Origin of the sequence: Luteibacter aegosomatis (genome assembly GCF_023078455.1) — a bacterium.
Taxonomy (GTDB): domain Bacteria; phylum Pseudomonadota; class Gammaproteobacteria; order Xanthomonadales; family Rhodanobacteraceae; genus Luteibacter; species Luteibacter aegosomatis.
The window spans coordinates 4,094,513-4,116,567 of sequence record NZ_CP095740.1 but is presented as its reverse complement, the minus strand read 5'-3'; the positions used below and the strand labels follow the sequence as shown (position 1 = coordinate 4,116,567).

Here is a 22,055-nt window from a genome sequence, read left to right as displayed (position 1 = left end):
GGCGGAAGGGTCGTTGCCCTTCCGCCTTCGGGGCGTGTGGGCACGCGGCCCGTTGAGGCACAATGGCCGGGATGACCACTCCCCAGCCGGCCCGGCGCGAAAGTGCGGAACTTCGCGCCCTCATCGACCAGCGCTACGCCGACGTGATGGCGGCCTGCCGCGCGGCCAGGATTCCCCTTTACGACGATGCGGGGGTGGCCGAACGCATTCGGCGCACCCTCATGGCATCGGACTTCGCCTTCGACGTCTTTCGCCGCCAGCCCGACCTGCTCGCGCCCGCCGGCCTGGAGCGGCTTCGGGCCAGCGCCGACGCGGGTTCGCGTGGCGCCATGCTCGACCTGCCCGCCGACGAGGACGGTTGCATGCGGGTGCTACGCCGTTTCCGTCACGCCGAGGCGGTGCGCCTGGTGTTCCGCGACGTCAACGGACTCGACGACCTCGACGAAACGCTCTCGTCCACGAGCGTGCTCTACGAGGCCCTGCTCGGTGCCTCCCTGCGCTGGTCTGAGAGCGCGCTGCGAGCGCGCCATGGCCGTCCTCGCGATGCCGCGGGCAACGAGCAGCGCATGGTCGTGGTCGGCTTCGGCAAGCTTGGCGGCAACGAACTCAATTTCTCGTCCGACATCGACCTGGTGCTCGCCTATGCGTCCGGCGGCGAGACCGACGGCACGCGGCCGCTCGATAACGGCGAGTACTTCATCCGCGAAGCGCGCCAACTGGTGCGCCTGCTTGCCGAGCCAACGGTGGACGGCATCTGCGCGCGGGTGGACCTCCGCCTGCGTCCGTTCGGCAACGCCGGCCGCCTCGCCCTGCCGTTCTCCGCGATGGAGCAGTACTACCAGCGCGAAGGCCGCGACTGGGAGCGCTACGCATGGATCAAGGCCCGCCCCGTGGCGGGCGATCGCGCGGCGGGGCGTGAACTGCAGGACATGCTCAGGCCCTTCGTCTATCGCCGCTATCTCGATTACACGGCCTTCGCCGGCCTGCGCGAGATGAAAGCCCTGATCGACGCCGAGGTGGCACGCAAGGACCTGGCCGGCAACCTCAAGCTCGGCCCGGGCGGCATCCGCGAGATCGAGTTCGTGGTGCAGCTCACGCAGATGATCCGCGGCGGGCGCGATCCCGCCCTGCGCGTGCGTGGCCTGCTCCCCGCCCTGCGTGCCTGCGAATCGAGGGGCTACATTCCCGCCGGACGGGCGAAGTCGCTTCGTGCGGCCTATGTGTTCCTGCGCCGGTTGGAAAACCGCGTGCAGATGCTGCGCGATGCGCAGACGCACGATATCCCCGACGATGCGCTCACGCGGGAACGCCTCGCGCTCGGACTCGACTACGACTCGTGGGAAGCGCTCGAAAACGAGCTCACGGCCCATCGCACGGCCGTGTCGGCGGAATTCGCCGCCGTGCTCGTGCCGCACGCGGGACACACCGCCACGCCGCCCGCGGCCGACGTCGAGCTGTGGAACCATGCGCGCGACGGCTCGCTGACGGCGGCCACCCTGGACGCATCGGGTTTCTCGCCCGGTGCCGAGGTGGCCGAAGCGCTCGGCAAGCTGCCGCATGCCGCTTCCGTGCGCGCGATGTCGGCGCGTTCGGCCGAACGGCTCGAAAGGCTCATGCCGCAACTGATCGGGGCGGCGCGCTCGAGCGTTTCGCCGGCCGCGAGCCTGCTGCGCATGCTCCGGCTGGTGCAGGCCGTGGCACGCCGCTCGTCGTACCTGGCCTTGCTCGACGAGCAACCCAACGCGCGCCGTCGCGTCGCTGGCGTGTTCGCCGACAGTGCCTTCCTCGCCGAGCGCGTGATCGCGCAGCCGCTGCTGCTCGACGACGTGCTCGACCCGCGCATCGACCAGCTGCCGCTCAAGCGCGCCGACATCGTGGCCGAGATCGCCCGCACCCTGGGCGCACTGGACGAGCGCGACGCCGAGCGGGAGCTCGAGCGCATCAACGAATTCCGCTCGAGCATCGCCTTCCGCCTCGGCCTCGCGTTCAACGACGCGCGCGCCGACGCGACGGCCACGGCCCGCCGCCTGGCGGGGTTGGCCGAGGCGGTGGTCGGCGCCGTCCTGGCGCTGGCCACGCGCGAGCTGGCGGCACAGCATGGACGACTGCCCGGAGACGGCGGCGGTTTCGCCGTGCTGGGTTACGGCAGCCTCGGCGGCGAGGAACTGGGCTTCGCCTCCGATCTCGACCTCGTCTTCGTCTACGACGGCAAGCGGGCCCATGTCATGAGCGACGGCCCGCGTCCCGTCGACGGCACGCGCTGGTACCAGCGTCTGGCCCAGCGCGTGATGCATTGGCTCGACGTGCAGACCCACGCGGGCAAGCTCTACGAAGTCGACACGCGGTTGCGCCCCGACGGCTCCAAGGGCCTGCTGGTGGCCAGCGTGGATGCCTTCGAGGCCTACCAGCGCGACCGCGCGTGGACGTGGGAGCACCAGGCCCTGCAACGCGCGCGGATGGTGGCGGGCGACGAACGGGTGGGCACCCAGTTGTCGGACATTCGCCGCCACATCCTGGCCCAGCCGCGCGACGCGACGCGCGTTCGTTCCGAAGTGAGCGCGATGCGGGTGCGCTGGCGCGCCGAGCGCGACCGTTCCGACGAGGCGCGGATCGATCTCAAGCAGGGCAGGGGCGCCCTGATCGACATCGAATTCATCCTGCAGGGCATGGTGCTCGCCCACGCGGCCACGCATCCCACGATCCTGGACACCACGTCGAGCAGCACGCTGATCGACGTACTGCGCACGGTCGGGTTGCTTACCCAGGAGCAGGCCGACACCTTGCACCTGGCCCACGCCGACCTGCTCCAGGCGGGTCTTGCCTGCACGCTCGACCTTCGGCCGCGCGTGGCGTTGCGCACGCCGGAGCTGGATGCATGTTGCGAGGGCGTGTCGCGGGTGGCGGCCGAACTGGGCTTCGACTTCGACGCGCCGGCAGCCGACGAGCGGCAGGCTGTCTGAAGCCGTCGGGCGGCGCTATGCTGTCCGGCCGATTCAAGGCGGTTTCACGATGACCCGACTTCCCCTGCTGATCGACACCGACCCCGGCGTGGACGACGCCCTGGCCATCCTGATGGCCCACGCGCATACCGACGTGGCGGCGCTCACCGTCGCCGCCGGCAACGTGGGCCTCCGTCACACGGTCCGCAACGCGCGTACCCTGGTCGACCTGATCGGCGCCGCCACGCCGGTATTCGCGGGCTGCCCCTCGCCCTTGGTGCGCGCTCCCGAGGAAGACGCGGCATTCGTGCATGGCGAAGACGGCTTCGGCGACGTCGGCTTTCCGGAGCCTCGCCATCCGGCCGACGCCGAACATGCCGCGCTGGCGCTCATCCGCCTCACCCGCGAGCGCCCCGGCGAACTCACCCTGGTGGCCCTCGGCCCGCTGACCAACCTCGCGCTGGCCGTGCGGCTCGACCCCTCGTTGCCGGAGCGCGTGAAGCGGCTGGTGATCATGGGCGGCGCCGTCACCGGTCACGGCAACACCGGCAAGATACCGGCCGAATTCAACATCGGCTTCGATCCGGAGGCGGCCCACGTGGTCTTCGAAACGTTTCCCCTGTTCGATCTGGTCGACTGGGAAGCCACCGTGCGCCATGCCTTCCCCGACGCCGACTACCAGGGCTGGGTGGCGGGCGACAGCGAGCGCGCCCGGTTCTTCGGCCGGATCTTCGAGACGGCCCGGCGCTTCAACGCCGACAACGAGCGTACGGGTTTCATCGCCGCCGACGCGCTGGCCATGGCCGTGGCGCTGGACCCGGCCATCGTCACCCGCGCCGAAACCCGTCACGTGGGCATCGAACTGGACGGCCGCCTGACCCGTGGCGCCACCGTGGTCGACTGGCAGAACCGCCTGGGTGGCCGGCCGAACGCGCGGATCGTGCTGGAGGTCGACCAGGCGAGGTTCGGGGCGATGATCGCCAAAGCGTTGGGGGCTTAGCCCGTCGCACCGGCGCAGGCCGGTGCCTGGGGTCCCGGCCCCTCCCTGGGCGATACGGCGACAACCCCATTCGTCGCCGTAGGCACCGGCCTGCGCCGGCGCGACGCTTGTTTGGTTGCCAAGCCGCCAGCCCCCGGCTACAATGCCGCTCTTTTCACCCCGCTATTAGTCGAGTCACGACCATGAAAGAGAACATCCATCCGAATTACAAGCCGGTGGTCTTCCAGGACCTCTCGTCCGACTTCGCTTTCCTCACCCGCTCGACCATGAGCAGCAAGGAAACCGTCAAGTGGGAAGACGGTAACGAATACCCGGTGATCAAGCTCGATATCTCCAGCCATTCGCACCCGTTCTACACGGGCAAGCAGAAGACGCTCGACGTCGGCGGCCGCGTCGACAAGTTCCGCCAGCGCTACGGCAAGAAGTAATCCCTCGACATCCGCGCGCCGCCTGCGGGGTGGCGTTTCGCGAGGATCGACGGACACGGGGCAGGCTCAGCGCCTGCCCCGTGTCTTTTTGCGTCCGCGATTAAATTTTGTCTAACGGACGTTCGAATCGGCTCTATGCGATAATGGGGAACTTCGGTCGCACATGGCGGCCGGTACGGTGCCTTCCCCCGGCGCCGTTTTCCCAACAGCGCCGCGCCGCTCCAACCTCCGGGACGGCGAGCATCAGCTAGAGAAGAGGAGACCGCCGTGTCCGACGCCAAAACCGTCAAATTGGTCGATGAATCCAACAAGCCCGTCAGCGAACTGCCCGTCATCGGCGGCACGCTCGGTGCCGAGTGCGTCGACATCGGCACGCTCTACAAGGACACCGGCTACTTCACCTACGACCCGGGCTACGGCAGCACCGCCAGCACCAAGAGCGCCATCACCTACATCGACGGCGACAAGGGCGTGCTGCTGTACCGCGGCTACCCGATCGAACAGCTGGCCGAGAAGTCGACCTTCCTCGAAACCTCCTACCTGCTGCTCAACGGCGAGCTGCCGAGCAAGGCCGAGTTCACCAAATTCGAGAACGAGATCACGCATCACTCGATGATGCACGAGAACCTCAAGGACTTCCTGAAGGGCTTCCACCACAACGCGCATCCGATGGCCATGCTGGCCGCGTCGATCGCGTCGCTCTCGGCGTTCTATCACGACGATCTCGACGTCGATAATCCCGATGACCGCAAGCTCGCCGCCATTCGCCTCATCGCGAAGATGCCGACGATCTCGGCCGCCATCTACCGCCATTCGATCGGCTGGCCCACCCGTTATCCGCGCAACAACCTCGAGTACGTCACCCGCTTCCTGCACACCATGTTCGAAGTGCCGAGCGAGCCGCTCGAGCTGAACCCGGTGGTGGCCAAGGCGCTCGACCTGCTCTTCATCCTGCACGCCGACCACGAGCAGAACGCCTCCACCTCCACGGTGCGCCTGGTGGGTTCCACCGGTGCCAATCCGTACGCGTCGGTGGCGGCGGGCATCACCGCGCTCTGGGGTCCGGCCCACGGCGGTGCGAACGAAGCGGTGCTCAAGCAGCTCGAGGAAATCGGTTCGGCCGACAAGGTCGAGACCGCCGTCAAGCGCGCGAAGGACAAGAACGACTCGTTCCGTCTCATGGGCTTCGGCCACCGCGTGTACAAGAATTTCGACCCGCGCGCCAAGATCATTCGCGAGATGTGCCACAAGGTGCTCGAGGAGCTGGGAGTCAACGACCCGCTGCTCGACGTGGCCATGAAGCTGGAAGAAGCCGCGCTGAAGGACGACTACTTCGTCGAGCGCAAGCTCTACCCGAACGTCGACTTCTACTCGGGCATCATCTACAAGGCCCTGGGTATCCCGACCGAGATGTTCACGGTGATGTTCGCCATCGCCCGCACCTCCGGCTGGATCTCGCACTGGATCGAGCAGCACGAAACCCCGGGATCGCGCATCGGCCGCCCGCGCCAGATCTACACCGGCCCCGACGTTCGCGATTACGTGTCGAGCGACAAGCGCTAAGACGAAAAAGCCCCGCGAAAGCGGGGCTTTTTTATGGCGAGCGCCAACGCGACGCTTCGTAGGATTCGCCGACACGGTCGGCTCCCACCCCTTCGGTAGCCAGCGCTCGCCGATCTGACTCTCACCCCTTCGATGGCAGCCTTTCAGCGGGCTGATCGGACACCTGCTACCGGAGGGGTGGGAGCCGATCGTATCGGCGAACGGTTTGCGAAAGCGCGGCTAAGACGCCGACTCGTAAGCCGCCATGTCCTCTTCCGCCAGCAGCTGCTGCACCGTCGCCACGCTGGCGCGCCGCATCGGCCGCTCGTCGACGCGGTCCAGCGGAGCCTGGCGGATCGCGTCCACCGGCAGCACGGTGATGTCGAACGGAATGCCGTCGGCGCCGAACAGCAGCACCGTGTGCTCGCTCTGCTCGTGGTCGGACCAGCGTAGCCGCCGGGTCTGGGTTTCGAGTGGGATGCCCTGCTCGCGGAGGAACATGCCGGGGGCCTCGGGATCGTCGCTGAACACATGAAGGCAGACGGCCGAGTGTTCGTCGGCGGTGCCTTCGAGCACGGCACCCACCAGGCGCGCGTCGAAACCGCGAAGGAAACGCATGGCCTCCATGGCCGCCTCGCGACGTGCGCGCAAGGCCTGGGGCTGGGTATCGGCGTGGAAGATGCGCTGGTGTTCGCGCAAGGCCTCCTCGATCTCGTTGTTACGGGGAAGGGCTTGCGTATCGACGATGCCGAGCCGTTCGGCGGCTTTCAGTTTCGCGTGGTGGAAGTCGCGGATGCCATGCTCGCTCATCAAGCGGGCCGCTTCCTGTGCGACGAGGACGCGGTTGCGCTGCGTCCGGTCCTGGGCATGGATCCTGTGGTGTTCACCTCGTGCCATGACTCACCCCCATGTGATGTGTTCGTCTGCCAGGCGCACGCCAAGCCAGCGTGCGCTCAAAAAATGTCGTAGGCGTGGTCCTGCTGCTCCTCCTGCTGTTTCTGCTGTGCCTGTTCGCGGAGCCGGTCGACGTCCTCGACCTTCATGATTTCACTCATGCCGCCGCCGGCGGACGGCAGGCCCGAACCGGGGTCGATCTGCACCGTGGCGATGCCCGGGGGCATGGCGAGGGTGTGCGACGGGCGATCCTTCAGCACGCTGCCCATGTAGTCCATCCAGATCGGCAGCGCCGCCTTGGCGCCGAATTCGCCGCGTCCGAGCGAGCTGAAGTCGTCGAAGCCCACCCAGACGGCCGTGGAGTAGTCGCCGTTGAAACCCACGAACCAGGCGTCGCGATGATCGTTGGTGGAGCCCGTCTTGCCGGCGAGGTCGTCGCGGCCGAGTGCCTTGGCGGCCGAGCCGGTGCCGCGCTTGATAACGTCGAGCATCAGCGAGGTGACCAGGTAATCGTTGCGCACGTCGATCACGTGGGGCGCGAGTTTCGGCGCTTCGGCGGCGTTGTCGTGGGCGTCGGCCGGCAGTACCGCGTCGCCCGTACCCGTGCCGCCGGTGCTGCCCGCACTGGCCGGCTTGGCCGGGATGAGCGCGGTGGACGGCTGCGTGGGCGGTCCGGGCGGCGTGGGGTTGAGCAGGCGCTCCTGGCAATCGGCGCAGGCGCGTTCGGGGTTGGCCACGTAGACGGGCTTGCCGTCGCGGTCGTCGATCCGCGAGATGAAATACGGCGTGATGAGGTACCCGCCATTGGCGAACACGGCATAGCCGCGCGCCATGGCCATGGGCGACACCGAGGCCGTGCCCAGCGCCAGCGAAAGGTTCTGCGGCAGCGCGTCGGGCGTAAAGCCGAAGCGCGTGGCGTAGTCGCGTACGAAGCGCACGCCGATGGCATCGAGCAGGCGCACCGACACGAGGTTCTTCGACTGCACCAGCGCTTCGCGCAGGCGCATCGGACCGTCGAACTTGTTGTCGTCGTTGGCCGGCGTCCACACGCCGTCCGGGCGCGACGGGTCGGGGAAGGCCACGGGGGCGTCGTTGACGATCGACGCGGGCGTGAAGCCGCGCTCGAACGCCGCCGAGTAGAGGAAGGGCTTGAAACTGGAACCGGGCTGGCGGGCCGCCATGACGGCGCGGTTGAACTTCGAGCGCACGAAGCTGAAGCCGCCGACCAGGGCGCGCACGGCACCGTCTTCGGGATCGAGGGAGACCAGCGCCGCCTGCACGGCGGGAATCTGGGTCAGGCGCCATGGGCCCTTCTGCGGTTCGGCCTTGCCGGTTTCGGTGCCGGCGGCGGTATCGGCGGCCTTGGCGTTCTCGGCGATGTCGTCCTTCTCGCTGCGGATCAGGCGGACGACGTCGCCGCGCTTGAGCACGGCATCGACCCGGGTCGGCGTGGCGCCGGCGCGGCCTTCGTTGACGTAGGGACGTGCCCAGGCGATGGATTCCAGGCTCAGCGTGGCCGTTTCCTTCGCCGACAGGTACACCTTCGCCTCCTTCGGACCGGTTTCCGTCACGATCCCGGGCATCATGCCCGCGACGCTCGTGTAGCCGGCGAGAACGCGGTCGTAATCCTCCGGGCCGGCCTGGGCAGGGAGTTCTTCGTGACCCTCGGGTCCGCGGTAGCCGTGGCGACGGTCGTAGGCGGAGAGCTTGCCGCGCAGGGCCTCGTTGGCGGCCGTCTGGTCGGTGCTGGATACCGTGGTATGCACCACGTAGCCCTCGGTCAGGGCGTCGTTGCCCAGCTTTTCGAGCGTTTGCTGGCGCACCATTTCGGCAAGGTACGGCGCGTCGACCTCGATCTGCTGTTCGTGCGGGAAGGCGTCGTTGGGCTCCTTGATGGCCTCGTCGTACTCCGCCTGGGTGATGAATCGGTTGGACAACATCTGGCCCAGCACCCAGTCGCGGCGGGCGATCATCCGCTTGGGGTTGTTGAGCGGGTTGACCACCGAGGGCAGCTGGAAGGTGGAGGCGATGGTCGCGCACTGGGCCACGGACAGCTGGTCGAGGGTCTTGCCGTAGTAATACGAGGCGGCCGCGGCCACGCCGTAGGCGCGGTGGCCCAGGAACATCTTGTTGAGGTAGAGCTCCAGGATCTGGTCCTTGGAGAGCTCGTTCTCCATGCGCAGGGCAATGAACATCTCCGTCAGCTTGCGCGAGTAGAGCTTCTCGGGGCTCAGGAAGAAGTTGCGGGCCACCTGCTGGGTGATCGTGGAGCCGCCCGGGCCCTTGTCGCCGCCGGAAAGGATCACGTGGACGCCGGCGCGGACGATGCCGTGCCAATCGATGCCGGGGTGGCTATAGAAATCGCCGTCCTCGGCCGATAAGACAGCATTCTTGAGGCGCGCCGGCACGTCGGCGATGCGGACGGGGATGCGTCGGGTCTCACCGAACGATGCGATGAGTTTGCCGTCGGAGCTCAGCACACGCAGGGGAACCTGCATATGGTAGTCGCGCAGGACCGCGACCGACGGCAGGCGGGGCGCCAGCAGCCAGTAGGCGACGCCCACCGCGCCGACGACGAAAAGGATGCCGGCCAGGGCGAGGTACAGGGCGTAGCGCAGCAGACGCTTGAGGATTCGCATGGATGGGGACTTCGTCACCGCCGTGTGGGTCGGGGCGCAGTATAGGGCCTAGGCACCTATCCGCGCCCGGCCCGGAACGCTAGACACTAGGTCAGCGGTGGTCGCTAACCCGGTGATCGGATTTGTGAAATAGTGCCGGTAAGTGGCCGAGAGCGGCCGTTGCCAATCCGTTAAGTTTTCGATCTAATGCCATCGCGCCAAGACACAAATTCCGACAAAGGCGCGGGGAATAGGGGGACATCGTGGGGCTCTTTACACCCAAATCGACGCCATTGATCGGCGTCGACATCAGTTCGACCGCGGTCAAGCTGCTGCAACTCAGCCAGGCGGGCGGGCGTTACCGGGTCGAGCACTATGCCGTCGAACCGTTGCCTCCCAACGCCGTCGTCGAGAAAAACATCGTCGAGGTCGAGGCGGTGGGCGAAGCCATTCGCCGCGCCCTGGCCCGCTCCGGCGCCAAGCTCAAGCACGCGGCGGCCGCGGTGGCCGGCTCGGCGGTGATCACCCGCGTCATTCCCATGTCGGCCGATCTCTCCGATGACGACCTCGAAGGCCAGATCATGGTCGAGGCCAACCAGTACATTCCTTATCCCATCGAGGAAGTGAGCCTCGATTTCGAGGTGCTGGGCCCGGTCCGCGACAACCCCGAAATGAACAACGTGCTGCTGGCCGCCTCGCGTACCGAGAACGTGGACATGCGCATCGCCGCGCTCGACCTGGGCGGGCTCACCGCCAAGGTGGTCGACGTCGAGGCGTTCGCCATGGAAAACGCCTTCGGCATGGTCGCCGACCAGTTGCAGGTGCCCCGCGACGCCCTGGTGGCGGTGGTGGACATCGGCGCCACGATGACCACCCTGGCCGTGCTGAAGAACCAGCGCACCATCTATTCGCGCGAGCAGGTGTTCGGCGGCAAGCAGCTCACCGACGAGATCATGCGCCGCTACGGCCTGTCCTACGAGGAGGCCGGCCGCGCCAAGCGCAAGGGCGGCCTGCCCGAGTCCTACGAGATGGAGGCCCTCGAGCCGTTCAAGGAGTCGCTGGTGCAGCAGGTGAGCCGCCTGCTCCAGTTCTTCTTTGCCGGCAGCGAATACAGCCGCGTCGACCAGGTGGTGCTGGCCGGTGGCTGCGCGGCCATCGAAGGCATCACCGAGCTGCTCGAGCAGCAGATCGGCGTGCCCTGCGTGGTGGCCAATCCGCTGGCGCGCATGGCGCTTTCCAATCGCGTGCAGGCGCAGACGCTGGCCCAGGACGCCCCGGCCCTGATGATCGCCGTGGGCCTGGCCATGAGGAGCTTCGACTGATGGCACGCATCAATCTGCTTCCGTGGCGCGCCGAGCGGCGGAAGCTTCGCGAACGGGAGTTCTACCTCCAACTGGGCATGGCCTTCGGCGCGGCGCTGGTCGTGCTGATCGCCTGGTCGTTCTGGATGGACGCCCGCATCGACAACCAGGGCGAGCGGAACACCTACCTGCAGGGTGAGATCACCCAACTCGACGGGCGCATCGAAAAGATCAAGGAACTGGAGAAGGTTCGCGCCGACCTGCTCCAGCGCAAGCAGATCATCGAGCAGCTGCAGGCCAACCGCTCGCAGATGGTCCACCTGTTCGACGAACTGGTGAAGACCATCCCGCCCAGCGCGCGCCTGTCCGGCATGAAGCAGTCGGCCGACTCCATGTCGCTCGACGGCGTCGCCCAGTCCAACTCCAGCGTGGCCGACTACATGCGCAACATCGAGGCCTCGCCCTGGATGGGCCATGCCGACCTGCGCAAGACCGAGAACACCCACGACGCCTCGCGCATGCCGTACACCTTCGGACTCGACGTGAAACTCAACACCCCGGCCGACGGCGGCGGCGACGGTGCGCCGGCACCGGCACCGGCACCGGCACCGGCCTCGACCTCGACCTCGACCGCCGCGGCCCGGTCCGCGCCGGCCGCGCCCGCCACGACGGGAGGGGCTAAGCCGTGAAGTTCCTCGACGACCTGCGCAACCTCGACCGCAACAACGTCGGCGGATGGCCGAAGTCGGTGAAGATGTTCTTCACCGGCCTGGTCTTCGTGCTAGTCACGTTCCTCGGCTGGTACCTGTACATCAGCGACCAGCAGGACGAACTGGCCAGTGCCGAGCAGAAAGAGGAGTCGCTCAAGCAGGACTTCTCCCAGAAGCAGGCGAAGGCCGCCAATCTCGAAGCCCTGGAACAGCAACTGGCCGAGATGAAGGACATGCTGCGCACGCTGCTTCGCCAGCTTCCCAGCAAGACCGAAATGCCCGAGCTGCTGATCGACATCTCTCAGACGGCACTGGCCGCCGGCATCGAGACCGAGCTGTTCCAGCCCGGTCCGGAAACGCCGCGCGACTTCTACGCCGAGAAGCCGATCACGCTGCGCATGGTGGGCACCTACCACCAGTTCGGCAGCTTCATCAGCGGCGTGGCCTCGTTGCCGCGCGTAGTGATCCTCACCTTGCACGACGTGTCGCTCAAGCCGAAGGACGCCGACAAGAAGGGTGGCTCCACCTCGGGGCAGCTCGTGCTGCAGGGCACGGTCAAGACCTATCGCTACCTCGACGACGACGAGGCGGCGGCCGAGGCCAAGAAGGCCAAGGCGGGAGGCAAGTGATGAGCCACGTTTTCGCACGCGCACGCATCGTCCTGCTGGCCGTGACCGCCGGGGTGGCCCTGGGCGGCTGTACCCGCGGTACCTCCGACCTGCACGAATGGGTCGATGCCGAAAAGCACAAGAAGGGCGAGCCGATCCCGCCGCTGCCGGTGATCCGCACCTTCGAGACCTTCGCCTACCAGGACCAGAACGCCCGCGATCCCTTCAGCCCGAGTTCGGCGGAAATGGATACCTCGGCGACCTCCGGCCCGCGACCCGACGAGAACCGTCCCAAGGAGCCGCTGGAGATGTTCGCGCTCGATACCCTGAAGATGGTGGGTACGTTCGGGGCCGGCGCGGGCATGGAGGCGCTGGTCCAGGATCCGGGCGGCGTGATCCACAAGGTCCATCGCAACGAATACATGGGGCAGGCCTACGGCCGCATCACCGCGTTGAGCGAAGATCGCATCGACCTGGTCGAGCTGGTGCCCAACGGAGCCGGCGGCTGGATGGAGCGCCCGGCAAGCATCTCGGTCGGCGAAAAATGAGTATCTCGGGGATGACGCACATGACCACCACTTTCCACCGCCTGCCGGGACGCGCTCGCCGCTGGATCCTCGGCGCGGCGATGGCCGCGACGCTTGGTTTCACGGGCCACGCCGCCGCGGCCAATGCCTTGCGCAACGTTACCTACGACGCCCAGCCGGGCGGACGCGTGGAACTGACGCTGGCGTTCACCGAAAAGGCGCCCACGCCCAAGGTGTTCACCACGAACAACCCGCCGCGCATCGCCATCGACCTGGCGGATACCACCAACGCCTACAGCACCCGCCACCTCGATATCGGCAAGGGTTCGACCTCGGGCGTGTCGATCGTGTCGGCCGGCGGGCGCACGCGTGTCACCGTGGAGCTGTTCCGTGAATCGGCCTACCGCACGCGGGTGGACGGCAACAACCTCATCGTCACCGTGAACAACGGCCCCACGGGTGCCACGACCACCACGGCGGTCGTTTCCGATCCCACCAAGGCGCTGCCGTCCAGCGCCGGCGTACCGGTGTCCAACATCGATTTCCGCCGCGGCCAGAACGGTGAGGGCCGGGTGATGGTCACGCTCGGCCCGTCGGCCACCACCACCCCGGAAATGCATCGCGAGGGCGACCACGTCATCGTGAGCCTGCCGGGTTCCTCGTTGCCGCCGAAGTTCGCCCAGCGCCTCGACGTGGTGGATTTCGCCACGCCGGTGCTTTCGATCACCTCGAAGACGGCGCCGGGCGGTGCCCGGATGGACGTCCAGACCAAGGGCGACGTCGAGGTTTCCTCGTACCAGAACGGTAGCGACTACGTGGTGGAGGTGGCGACGAAGAAGGCCGCCGCGCCCACCGGCAAGGCCGCCAAAGGACAGGAGCCGGTCTATTCCGGCACGCGCTTCAGCCTGAACTTCCAGGACATCCCAGTCCGTTCCGCGCTGCAGCTGATCGCCGACGAGGCCAAGCTCAACCTCGTGGCGTCCGACAGCGTCGGCGGCAGCGTCACGCTGCGCCTGGTCAACACGCCCTGGGACCAGGCGCTGGACGTGATCCTGCGTGCCAAGGGCCTGGACAAGCGCCGCAGCGGCAACGTGATCTGGATCGCGCCGCAGGCCGAGCTCGCCAACTACGAGCAGAGCCTGGCCGATGCCCGCCAGAAGGCCGAGGACAGTGCCGAACTCGTGTCCGACTACGTGCCGATCAGCTACGGCAAGGCCGAGGACATCGCCAAGCTGCTGACCCAGGGCAGCCTGCAGAGCAACAGCAGCGGCGCTACGTCGGGCGGTACCAGTCGCGGCTTCCTCTCGGCGCGAGGCAGCGTGTCCTTCGATGACCGCACCAACACGCTCCTCATCAACGACACGCCGGACAAGATCCGCGACCTCCGCGAGCTCATCTCCACGCTCGACCGCCCCGTGCAGCAGGTGCTCATCGAGTCGCGCATCGTCGCGGCCTCCGACACCTTCAGCCGCCAATTGGGCGTGCGTTGGGGCGCGCAGGCGTTCAAGACCAACTCCAGCGGCCAGGTCATCGGCACCACGCCGGACCTGAGCAGCGGCGGTTCGGATACCACGGCGGGCGGTGCGGCGAACCTGGCCACGCAGGTGCATAACCTGAACAACGGCACCGCTACGAGCAACACCCTGACGTTCCCGGGCGGCTACAACGTCAACCTGCCGGTGGCGCAGCCGGCCGGCAGCCTTGGCCTCGCCATCCTGGGCTCGAACTACCTCGTCGATCTGGAACTTTCCGCCGCGCAGACCGAAGGTCGCAGCGAAGTGATCTCCAGCCCTCGCGTCATCACGGCCAACCAGCAGGAAGCCGTGATCAAGCAGGGTACGGAAATCGGCTACGTGACCTACCAGGCCTCGAACTCCGGCGGCGGCGCGCAGAACGCCACCGTGCAGTTCAAGGACGCGGTGCTCGAACTGCGCGTCACGCCGACGATCACCGCCGACAGCCGCGTCTACCTGAAGATCAACGTGAAGAAGGACGCCCTGAACCAGTTCATTGACAGCCCGGGCGGCGGTTCCGTACCGCAGATCGACACGCGAGAGATCAACACCTCGGTACTCGTCGACAACGGCCAGACAGTGGTGCTTGGCGGTATCTACGAAATCACGAAGAACAACAACACCACGAAAGTCCCCGGGTTGGGCGACATTCCGGGCCTAGGCTTCCTGTTCCGCAAAACGACTCGTCAGAACGACAAGGCCGAGCTGCTGATCTTCGTGACGCCGCGCATCCTGAGCGACACGCTGCAATAAGCCTGTCGCCCCGGAACATATGGAGCCCGCTTCGGCGGGCTTTTTTTTGCGGTTGCCGGCGATCCCGGTCGCGCCGGGACTTCCGGCCCTAAACTTCTCGCCCTTGCTGTGGTCTGATCGGGCCTGACGCCCACGTAGAGACCCGCCGATGTCCGACACGCCGACCGCCACGACGCCGCTTCAGGAGGCCTTCGTCCGCCTGCGCGAGGAACTGGCCCGGGGGATCATCGGCCAGCCCCACCTGGTCGAATGCCTGCTGATCGCGTTGCTCGCCGACGGTCACCTGCTGGTCGAAGGCGCGCCGGGCCTGGCCAAGACCACGGCCATCAAGGCCCTCGCCACCCGCATCGAGGCCGATTTCCACCGCATCCAGTTCACGCCCGACCTGCTGCCCGCCGACCTGACCGGCACGGATATCTTCCGTCCGCAGACGGGCACCTTCGAGTTCGAGCGCGGGCCGCTGTTCCACAACATCGTGCTGGCCGACGAGATCAACCGCGCGCCGGCCAAGGTGCAGTCGGCGCTGCTGGAGGCCATGGCCGAACGCCAGATCACCATCGGCCGGCGCACCTGGCCGCTGCCCGAGCTGTTCATGGTGATGGCCACGCAGAATCCCATCGAGCAGGAGGGCACCTTCGCGCTGCCCGAGGCCCAGCTCGACCGTTTCCTGATGCACGTGACCATCGGTTATCCCGATGCGGCTTCGGAGCTGGCGATCCTGCGCCTCGCACGCGACCAGGCCCGCCAGGTGATGCATCCCGCGCCGCCGGTGGCCCACCTGTTGCGCCCGGACGATGTCTTCGCCGCGCGCGACGCGGTGCTCTCCGTGCACATGGCGCCGCCGCTCGAACTCTACGTGACGCAACTGGTGGTGGCCTCGCGCGAGGCCGGCAAGTACGGGCCGGAACTGGCCCGCTGGATCGCCTGGGGCGCCAGCCCGCGCGCCACCATCGCGCTCGATCGCTGCGCACGGGCGCATGCCTGGCTCGCCGGTCGCGACTACGTGTTGCCGGAAGACATCCACGCCGTCGCGCACGACGTGCTGCGCCATCGCGTGCTGCCCAGCTACGAGGCGGAGGCCGAGGGCGTGCGCGTGGATACCATCGTCGACCGCCTGCTGGATCTCGTGCCGCTGCCGTGAACGCCGTCGCCGCCGCCGACGGGCGCGTACGTGTTTCGTTGCCCGAACTGATCGCCTTGCGCTCGCGCGCGATGCGCGCACCCGCGCCGCCCGTGGTATCCCGCGCGCCGCGTAGCGGCCAGCGTCCGGGACGCCTGCACGGACGGGGCATGGACTACGCCGAATCGCGCGTCTACCAGGCCGGCGACGACGTTCGCCGGATGGACTGGCGCCTCACCGCGCGCAGCGGCGTGGCCCACACCAAGCTCTTCCAGGAAGAACGCGAAGGCCGCCTTCTGGTGCTGCTCGATACCAACGCGAGCATGCGCTTCGGCACCCGCGTGCGTTTCAAGTCGGTGCAGGCCGCGCGCGCCGCGGCGCTGGCCGCGTGGTACGCGATACGCGGCGGCGATCGCGTGGGCGTGCTTGCCTTCGGCGCGCAGCGCCAGCTGGTGAAGCCGCAGGGCGGTGCGCGCGGCGCGTTGGCCGTGGCCGGTGCCATCGCCGCCTGGGATGCCTTGCCCACGGGCGAGGACGAAAGCCTTTCCGCCGCGTTGCAGCGGGCCGGCCGCCTGATGCATGGCGCATCGCGCGTCTTGCTGGTGAGCGACGGCTTCTGCGTCGACGAGGCCGCGCGCGGCCGCATGCTCGGCCTCGTCGGCAAGGCCGAGGTCTCCGTGCTCAACGTAGCCGATGCGCTGGAGATGACCGAGCCTCCCGCCGGGCGTTATCCATTCGCTCATCGCGGCGTCCACTACGACGTGGCGCTGCACGCCGATCGCGAACGGGCCGCCTTCACCCGCGCCATGGGCGAGGGTCGTCATCGCCTGCTCGCCTTGGCGAACGGGCTCGGCCTGCGCCAGCGGGCCATCGACACCGCGGCCGATCCGCTGGATGCCGTCGTGGCCCTGCTCGGTGCGAGGAGGCCGTGATGCAGCAGCAAAGCGGTCCGGCGTTGCGCGATATCCACGTGCCCCATGTCTCGATGTGGTGGCCGCTGGCACCGGGTTGGTGGGCGCTGATCGCGTTGCTGGTCGTTGCCTGCATCGTCGCCGCCCTTGCCTGGGGTCGCCGCGCGGCACGCCGTCGCCGTGCCGATGCCGTGGTGGCCGAGTTGCATGCGGCGCGCGAACGGTATGCGACGGACGGCGATGCCGCCGCGTTCGCCGCCGCCGCGAGCCAGCTGTTGCGACGCGTGGCGCGCCTGCGCGACCCGCGGAGCGTCACGTCGTCCGGCGACGACTGGCGTCGCGTGCTCGCGACGCAGGCGCCGCGCGTGGCGGTCGATCGCCTCGTCGCGCTCGACGGGACGATGTACCGGCCGAAGGCCGAGCTCGACGTCGCCGCCACGGCGCGCGACGTCGAAGCCTGGGTGCGGGCCGCCATGCGGAGGACGTCACGTGTCCCTGCCTGAGTTCGCCTGGCCCTGGGTATTCGCCGCACTGCCGTTGCCGTGGTTGCTGCGCCATGTGCTGCGTCCCGTGCGGCCCGCGCAGGCACTCAACCTGCCGCACCCCGGCCTGGCGCTGGCGCAGGGACCGATGGGCCGTGCACCGTTCGCCGCCACGGCATTGCTCGTGCTCGCCTGGCTGTGCCTGGTGACGGCGGCGGCACGCCCGCAGTGGCTGGGGCCCCCCGAGCCGCAGCGCCGCAGCGGCCGCGCGACGATGCTGGCGGTGGACCTCTCCGGCAGCATGTCGCTCGACGACATGGAACTGGCCGGTCGTCAGGTCACGCGTTTCACCGCGGTGGAAGCCATCGCCGGCGACTTCATCGACCGCCGCGTGGGCGACGAACTGGGCCTCATCCTGTTCGGTTCGCAGGCGTATCTCGTCACGCCGCTCACTTACGATCTCGACGCCGTGCGGGCGCAGTTGCACGGTGCGGTGGTCGGCCTGCCCGGGCGCGAAACGGCCATCGGCGATGCGCTCGCCGTGGCGGTCAAGCGGCTGGCCGACATGCCCGAGCAGGTGCGCGTGGTGGTGCTGCTCACCGACGGCGTGAACAACGCCGGATCGATCTCGCCCCGCGAGGCCGCGCGCGCGGCGAAGGCGGCGGGCGTGAAGGTCTACACCATCGGCATCGGTGCTACCGCGATGCGCGTGGACGATCTGTTCGGCGCGCATACGGTCAACCCATCGGCCGACCTCGACGTGAGCATGTTGACCGACATCGCCAACCAGACCGGCGGCCACTTCTTCCGCGCCACCGACACCCGCCAGTTGGCCGACGCCTATCGGGCCATCGACCAGCTCGAGCCGGTGCCGCAGGAAGGCGCCGCCCTGCGGCCGCGTTACGAGCTGTTCCGCTGGCCGTTGATCGCCTCCCTCGTGTTGCTGGCCCTCGCGGCCCTGCCGGGCCTGACGTGGCGGAGAAGCGCCGCATGAACGGGTTGCTGGCGAACTTCCATTTCATCCAGCCAGGTTGGCTGTGGCTGCTGCTGGCGGTACCGGTGGCGGCATGGCTGCTGTCGCGGCGACAGCCCGGCGCGCGCGTACTCGCGCGGCTCGCCGATCCCGCCCTGCTGCCGCACCTGCTCGACGGCGCGCCGGCGTCGACGCGCGCTCCCGCGTTCGCCCTCGCCGCCGCCGGCATCCTCGCCGTGCTCGCCCTGGCGGGGCCCACGTGGAACCGGCAGACGCAGCAGCTGTTCGCCGAGCGCAGCGCGCAGGTGGTGGTGGTATCGATGTCGCAACACATGCTCTCCCACGACGTCGTGCCCGATCGTCTCAGTCGTGCGCGCTACAAGGTGCGCAAACTCTACGAGGCGAATGCGGGCGGCCTCAACGCGCTCGTCGCCTACACCGGCGAAGCCTTTACCGTCGCGCCGCTCACCACCGACGCCCACAGCGTCGACGACCTGCTCAACGCGCTCTCGCCGGACACCATGCCGGTCGAGGGCGACGACGCGGGCAAGGCGATCGACCTCGCCGCCGACCTCATCCGCCGGGCCGACCTGCATGGCGGCTCCATCGTGCTGGTGACCGACCGGGTGGATGCCGATGCCGCCGCGGCCGCACGGCGCGCACGCGCCGCGGGCGATCGCGTGTCGGTGCTCGGCATCGGCACCTCGCGCGGCGGTCCGATCACCAGCCCGGACGGCGGCTTCATCAAGGATGCGCAGGGGGCCATCGTGATGGCGCCGCGCGACGACGCATCCCTCTCGTCGCTCGCCGACGCCGGTGGCGGACGCTATGTGCCGGTGGCGAACGATGCCTCCGATGTCTCCTCGCTGTCGGCGATGCTGCACGACGAAGGCGCCGGCAACGCGGTCTCGGGTGCCACGTCGGGACAATGGCAGGATCGCGGTGCGTGGTTGCTGCTGCCGTTGCTGCCGCTCGTCGCGCTGGCGTTCCGGCGTGGCTGGCTCATCGTGTTCGTGTTGGCCCTTTTGCCGCTGCGCCCCGCGCACGCCGACGGCCTGGCCGACCTTTTCCGTACGCGCGACCAGCAGGCCGCGCACGCGCTGGCCAAGGGCGATGCGGCGGCAGCCCAGTCGCTCGCGAACAGCGCCTCGTTGCGCGGTGCCGCCGCGTATCGCGCCGGCGATTACGCCGCCGCGGCCGCCGCGTTGCAGGAGGGCAAGGACGCCGATTCGCAATACAACCTCGGCAACGCGTTGGCGAAACAGCAGCGCTACGAGGAAGCGATCGCCGCTTACGACCGTGCGCTGAAAACGAATCCCGGCGATGCCGATGCGGCTGCCAATCGCAAGGCCGTCGAGGACTTCCTCAAGCAGCAGAAGCAGAACAAGAACGACGACTCGAAGAACGGCCAGGGCGGCAAGCAGGGCGACAAGGATCCCTCCAAACGCCAGCAGGGCCAGCAGGGTTCGCAAGGCGGCCAGGACAAGGATGCGCAGAATCAGGGCAAGGACGGCCAGTCGTCCGGCGACGCGGGTGGCAACGAGGGCCAGCCCCAACAGGGCGATCCGTCGAAGGCCGGCGAGGGCGAAGGCAAGGACGCCGGTCAACGACAGGGCAAGGGCGAATCGCCGCAGGGTGATGCCGCCACGAAGTCGCAGGCGGAACGCGCGCAGGCCGAGCGTGCGCAATCGGCGCTCAAGCAGCAGATGGACGCCGCGCTGGGCAAGGACGGCAAGGCACAGGACAAGAAAGACGACGGCAGCCACGACCTCGGCACCATGTCGGCGGAAGATGCGTCGTCGAAGCTGCCCGCCGACGTGCGTCGTTCACTCATGCGCGTTCCGGACGATCCGGGTGGCCTGCTGCGGAGGAAATTCATGCTCGAGTACCAGCGTCGGCACGGCGCGGAGCCGGAGGAATGACGATGCGTGGTTTGCGGTACCCGATGATGCTCGCCCTCGTCTGGGCGCTGGCGTGGCCCATGCTCGCACTGGCCCAGGCGGCGCCCGTCGCTTCGCTCGATCGCAGCCGCATCGGCATGGGCGAGACGGTGACGCTCAATATCGAGGTGGGCGAGGGCGATGCCGATACACCCGACCTGTCGCCGTTGTCGGCCGACTTCGTCGTGCTGGGTACGTCGACCAACCACTCGCTGAGCATCGTCAACGGGCGCCGTGAAGCGCATGCGATCCTCGGCATCGCGCTGCGTCCGCGGCGCGAAGGCCATCTCACCGTGCCCTCGCTCGTGATCGGATCGCAGAAGACGCAGCCGCTCGAACTGGACGTCGAAGCGGCCGGGCACGACGCTCCGTCGAATGCCGATGCACCGGTTCAGCTCGAGGCGAAGGTCGACCCCGCGCAGGCCTATGTGGGCCAGCAGATCGACTACACGTTGCGCCTGTATTTCACCAATCTCGCGGACGGCAATCTCGGCGACCCCACGGCCGAAGGCGCCGAGGTGCGTCGTGTCGGCCAGGATGCCAACTACCAGACGATGCGCGGCAACCGGCGTTTCAACGTCGTGGAACGCCATTACGCGATCTTTCCCCAGCGAGCGGGCACGCTCGATGTCCAGCCGCCCGCGTTCCAGGGCACCGTGGTCGATCCCAACGACATGGGCGCCTTCTTCGGTTCGGGCTCGCCCGTCAGTGCCGTGGCCGAGAAGCTTCGGGTGGAGGTACGCGGGCGCCCCGCCGGTGCGGCGGACGGCGCATGGATTCCGGCGCGCGCGCTGAAACTCGCCCTCGACGGCCTGCCTGCCGACGGCAAGGCCGTGGTCGGCCAGCCCCTCACGCTCACCATGCGGCTGGACGCCGTCGGCATGCCCTACGAGGCCTTGCCGGCGCTTTCCCTGCCGAAGCTCGATGGCGCCGACATCTACCCGGACAAGGCCGTCACGGGCGGGAGCACGAACGGTTCCTGGGTAACGGGACGGCGCCAGCAAAGCTTCGCCGTGGTGCCCACGCGGGCCGGCACGCTGCACATTCCCGAAACCACGTTGCACTGGTGGAACGTGGTGACCGACAAGGCCGAGGTCGCGACCATCCCGGCGCACGACCTCGACGTATCGCCCGGTAGCGGAGCGGCCGGGACGAAGCCCGCCCCGCCATCGGCATCGGCTCCGACTGCCCCGTCGTCCGCGCCACCCGCGGTGACCGCGACGGGCCATCCGTGGCAGTGGCTCTTCATCGGCATGGCGTTGCTCTGGGTGCTTACGCTGGTGGCCTGGTGGCTGGCCTCGCGTCGTCGGCCTGTCGTGGCGACGACTTCGCTGCCGGTGCCGCCGCCGCTTCGCGACGGTCCCGCACGCGACGCCTTCATGCAGGCGGCCGGGCAGGGCGATGCCGCGTCGATCGAACGTGCCCTGCTCGCCTGGGCGAAGGTCCATCGTCCGGACGTCCGTTCGTTGGGTGGCTTGTCGGTGCTATTGCGTGAAGGGCCGCAACGCGACGCCATCGCGATGGTGCAGCGTGCTCGTTTCGGCGGCGGGGCGTTGCAGGGCATTACCCTTAAAGACGCCTTTGCCAACGGCTTCGACTGGATGTCCGTGGCGAGCGGAGGGGAAGACGTATTGCCACCGCTTTATCCCCGATGAGCTCTCGCGACCTGGATTCGCCGATACGATCGGCTCCCACCCTCCGGTAGCGGAGGGCCTGCCGGGGCTGGATTCGCCAATGTGATGGGCCTCCTTTTCGGTAGCAGACGTCCTACCGAAGGGGTGGGAGCCGATCGTAT

At 68.2% G+C, this 22,055-nt stretch carries 17 protein-coding genes; 15 read left to right on the top strand and 2 right to left on the bottom strand.

What is annotated here, in order from left to right; genetic code table 11:
• Nucleotides 1-62: 62 nt before the first annotated feature.
• The 4 genes from glnE (at nt 63) to L2Y94_RS18480 (ending at nt 5,930) form a co-directional block, all read left to right on the top strand.
• Nucleotides 63-2,960, top strand: coding sequence for a bifunctional [glutamate--ammonia ligase]-adenylyl-L-tyrosine phosphorylase/[glutamate--ammonia-ligase] adenylyltransferase (gene glnE, locus L2Y94_RS18495; protein WP_425602414.1), 2,898 nt, complete (start codon nt 63-65; stop codon nt 2,958-2,960).
• A gap of 49 nt (nt 2,961-3,009) precedes the next feature.
• Nucleotides 3,010-3,939 carry a nucleoside hydrolase gene (locus L2Y94_RS18490; RefSeq protein ID WP_247370887.1) on the top strand — a complete coding sequence of 310 codons (930 nt, stop codon included), beginning with the start codon at nt 3,010-3,012 and terminating at the stop codon, nt 3,937-3,939.
• A gap of 182 nt (nt 3,940-4,121) precedes the next feature.
• A complete protein-coding gene (locus tag L2Y94_RS18485) occupies nt 4,122-4,367 on the top strand; it encodes a type B 50S ribosomal protein L31 (protein ID WP_144916375.1) in 246 nt (81 codons plus the stop codon).
• Nucleotides 4,368-4,634: 267 nt separating this feature from the next.
• Nucleotides 4,635-5,930 (top strand): citrate synthase, encoded by a 1,296-nt coding sequence (locus tag L2Y94_RS18480; protein ID WP_247370885.1) that lies wholly within the window; start codon nt 4,635-4,637, stop codon nt 5,928-5,930.
• A 219-nt stretch (nt 5,931-6,149) separates the two neighbouring features.
• Here the strand turns inward: L2Y94_RS18480 and L2Y94_RS18475 are convergent, their stop codons facing one another.
• Entirely contained in the window at nt 6,150-6,806 is a 657-nt protein-coding gene (locus tag L2Y94_RS18475; protein ID WP_247370883.1) for a hypothetical protein, read from the bottom strand.
• Nucleotides 6,807-6,862: 56 nt separating this feature from the next.
• Nucleotides 6,863-9,442, bottom strand: a complete 2,580-nt coding sequence (locus L2Y94_RS18470; protein ID WP_247370881.1) for a penicillin-binding protein 1A — start codon at nt 9,440-9,442, stop codon at nt 6,863-6,865.
• Between the two features lie 242 nt (nt 9,443-9,684).
• Between L2Y94_RS18470 and L2Y94_RS18465 the strand changes: the two genes are divergently transcribed.
• The 11 genes from L2Y94_RS18465 to L2Y94_RS18415 all read left to right on the top strand — a co-directional run bounded on the left by L2Y94_RS18465 (nt 9,685) and on the right by L2Y94_RS18415 (nt 21,915).
• Nucleotides 9,685-10,743 carry a pilus assembly protein PilM gene (locus L2Y94_RS18465; protein WP_283248498.1) on the top strand — a complete coding sequence of 353 codons (1,059 nt, stop codon included), beginning with the start codon at nt 9,685-9,687 and terminating at the stop codon, nt 10,741-10,743.
• Complete coding sequence (locus L2Y94_RS18460; RefSeq protein ID WP_247370879.1) at nt 10,743-11,411, top strand: PilN domain-containing protein; 669 nt, start codon at nt 10,743-10,745, stop codon at nt 11,409-11,411. Before L2Y94_RS18465 ends, L2Y94_RS18460 begins: the two co-directional genes overlap by 1 nt.
• Nucleotides 11,408-12,061, top strand: a complete 654-nt coding sequence (locus L2Y94_RS18455; protein ID WP_247370876.1) for a type IV pilus inner membrane component PilO — start codon at nt 11,408-11,410, stop codon at nt 12,059-12,061. Before L2Y94_RS18460 ends, L2Y94_RS18455 begins: the two co-directional genes overlap by 4 nt.
• Nucleotides 12,061-12,588: a pilus assembly protein PilP gene (locus L2Y94_RS18450; protein ID WP_247370873.1), complete on the top strand. Its 528-nt coding sequence runs from the start codon at nt 12,061-12,063 to the stop codon at nt 12,586-12,588. Before L2Y94_RS18455 ends, L2Y94_RS18450 begins: the two co-directional genes overlap by 1 nt.
• A gap of 20 nt (nt 12,589-12,608) precedes the next feature.
• Nucleotides 12,609-14,834 (top strand): type IV pilus secretin PilQ, encoded by a 2,226-nt coding sequence (locus L2Y94_RS18445; RefSeq protein ID WP_425602413.1) that lies wholly within the window; start codon nt 12,609-12,611, stop codon nt 14,832-14,834.
• A 148-nt stretch (nt 14,835-14,982) separates the two neighbouring features.
• Nucleotides 14,983-15,975 (top strand): AAA family ATPase, encoded by a 993-nt coding sequence (locus tag L2Y94_RS18440; protein ID WP_247370870.1) that lies wholly within the window; start codon nt 14,983-14,985, stop codon nt 15,973-15,975.
• On the top strand, nt 15,972-16,886 hold the full coding sequence (locus tag L2Y94_RS18435) for a DUF58 domain-containing protein (protein ID WP_247370868.1): 915 nt from the start codon (nt 15,972-15,974) through the stop codon (nt 16,884-16,886). The genes L2Y94_RS18440 and L2Y94_RS18435 overlap by 4 nt, the downstream gene beginning before the upstream one ends.
• Nucleotides 16,886-17,368 (top strand): DUF4381 domain-containing protein, encoded by a 483-nt coding sequence (locus L2Y94_RS18430; RefSeq protein WP_247370864.1) that lies wholly within the window; start codon nt 16,886-16,888, stop codon nt 17,366-17,368. Before L2Y94_RS18435 ends, L2Y94_RS18430 begins: the two co-directional genes overlap by 1 nt.
• Nucleotides 17,361-18,341 carry a VWA domain-containing protein gene (locus tag L2Y94_RS18425; protein WP_247375330.1) on the top strand — a complete coding sequence of 327 codons (981 nt, stop codon included), beginning with the start codon at nt 17,361-17,363 and terminating at the stop codon, nt 18,339-18,341. The genes L2Y94_RS18430 and L2Y94_RS18425 overlap by 8 nt, the downstream gene beginning before the upstream one ends.
• Nucleotides 18,338-20,242 (top strand): tetratricopeptide repeat protein, encoded by a 1,905-nt coding sequence (locus L2Y94_RS18420; RefSeq protein WP_247370861.1) that lies wholly within the window; start codon nt 18,338-18,340, stop codon nt 20,240-20,242. The genes L2Y94_RS18425 and L2Y94_RS18420 overlap by 4 nt, the downstream gene beginning before the upstream one ends.
• A 2-nt stretch (nt 20,243-20,244) precedes the next feature.
• Entirely contained in the window at nt 20,245-21,915 is a 1,671-nt protein-coding gene (locus L2Y94_RS18415) for a BatD family protein (protein ID WP_247370859.1), read from the top strand.
• Nucleotides 21,916-22,055: the final 140 nt, after the last annotated feature.

Bases quoted from the DNA above. Each gene is read 5' to 3' on its own strand.
- glnE (WP_425602414.1), top strand. From the start codon at position 63: ATGGCCGGGATGACCACTCCCCAGCCGGCCCGGCGCGAAAGTGCGGAA.
- L2Y94_RS18490 (WP_247370887.1), top strand. From the start codon at position 3,010: ATGACCCGACTTCCCCTGCTGATCGACACCGACCCCGGCGTGGACGAC.
- L2Y94_RS18485 (WP_144916375.1), top strand. From the start codon at position 4,122: ATGAAAGAGAACATCCATCCGAATTACAAGCCGGTGGTCTTCCAGGAC.
- L2Y94_RS18475 (WP_247370883.1), bottom strand. From the start codon at position 6,806: ATGGCACGAGGTGAACACCACAGGATCCATGCCCAGGACCGGACGCAG.
- L2Y94_RS18470 (WP_247370881.1), bottom strand. From the start codon at position 9,442: ATGCGAATCCTCAAGCGTCTGCTGCGCTACGCCCTGTACCTCGCCCTG.
- L2Y94_RS18460 (WP_247370879.1), top strand. From the start codon at position 10,743: ATGGCACGCATCAATCTGCTTCCGTGGCGCGCCGAGCGGCGGAAGCTT.
- L2Y94_RS18450 (WP_247370873.1), top strand. From the start codon at position 12,061: ATGAGCCACGTTTTCGCACGCGCACGCATCGTCCTGCTGGCCGTGACC.
- L2Y94_RS18445 (WP_425602413.1), top strand. From the start codon at position 12,609: ATGACCACCACTTTCCACCGCCTGCCGGGACGCGCTCGCCGCTGGATC.
- L2Y94_RS18440 (WP_247370870.1), top strand. From the start codon at position 14,983: ATGTCCGACACGCCGACCGCCACGACGCCGCTTCAGGAGGCCTTCGTC.
- L2Y94_RS18430 (WP_247370864.1), top strand. From the start codon at position 16,886: ATGCAGCAGCAAAGCGGTCCGGCGTTGCGCGATATCCACGTGCCCCAT.
- L2Y94_RS18420 (WP_247370861.1), top strand. From the start codon at position 18,338: ATGAACGGGTTGCTGGCGAACTTCCATTTCATCCAGCCAGGTTGGCTG.
- L2Y94_RS18415 (WP_247370859.1), top strand. From the start codon at position 20,245: ATGCGTGGTTTGCGGTACCCGATGATGCTCGCCCTCGTCTGGGCGCTG.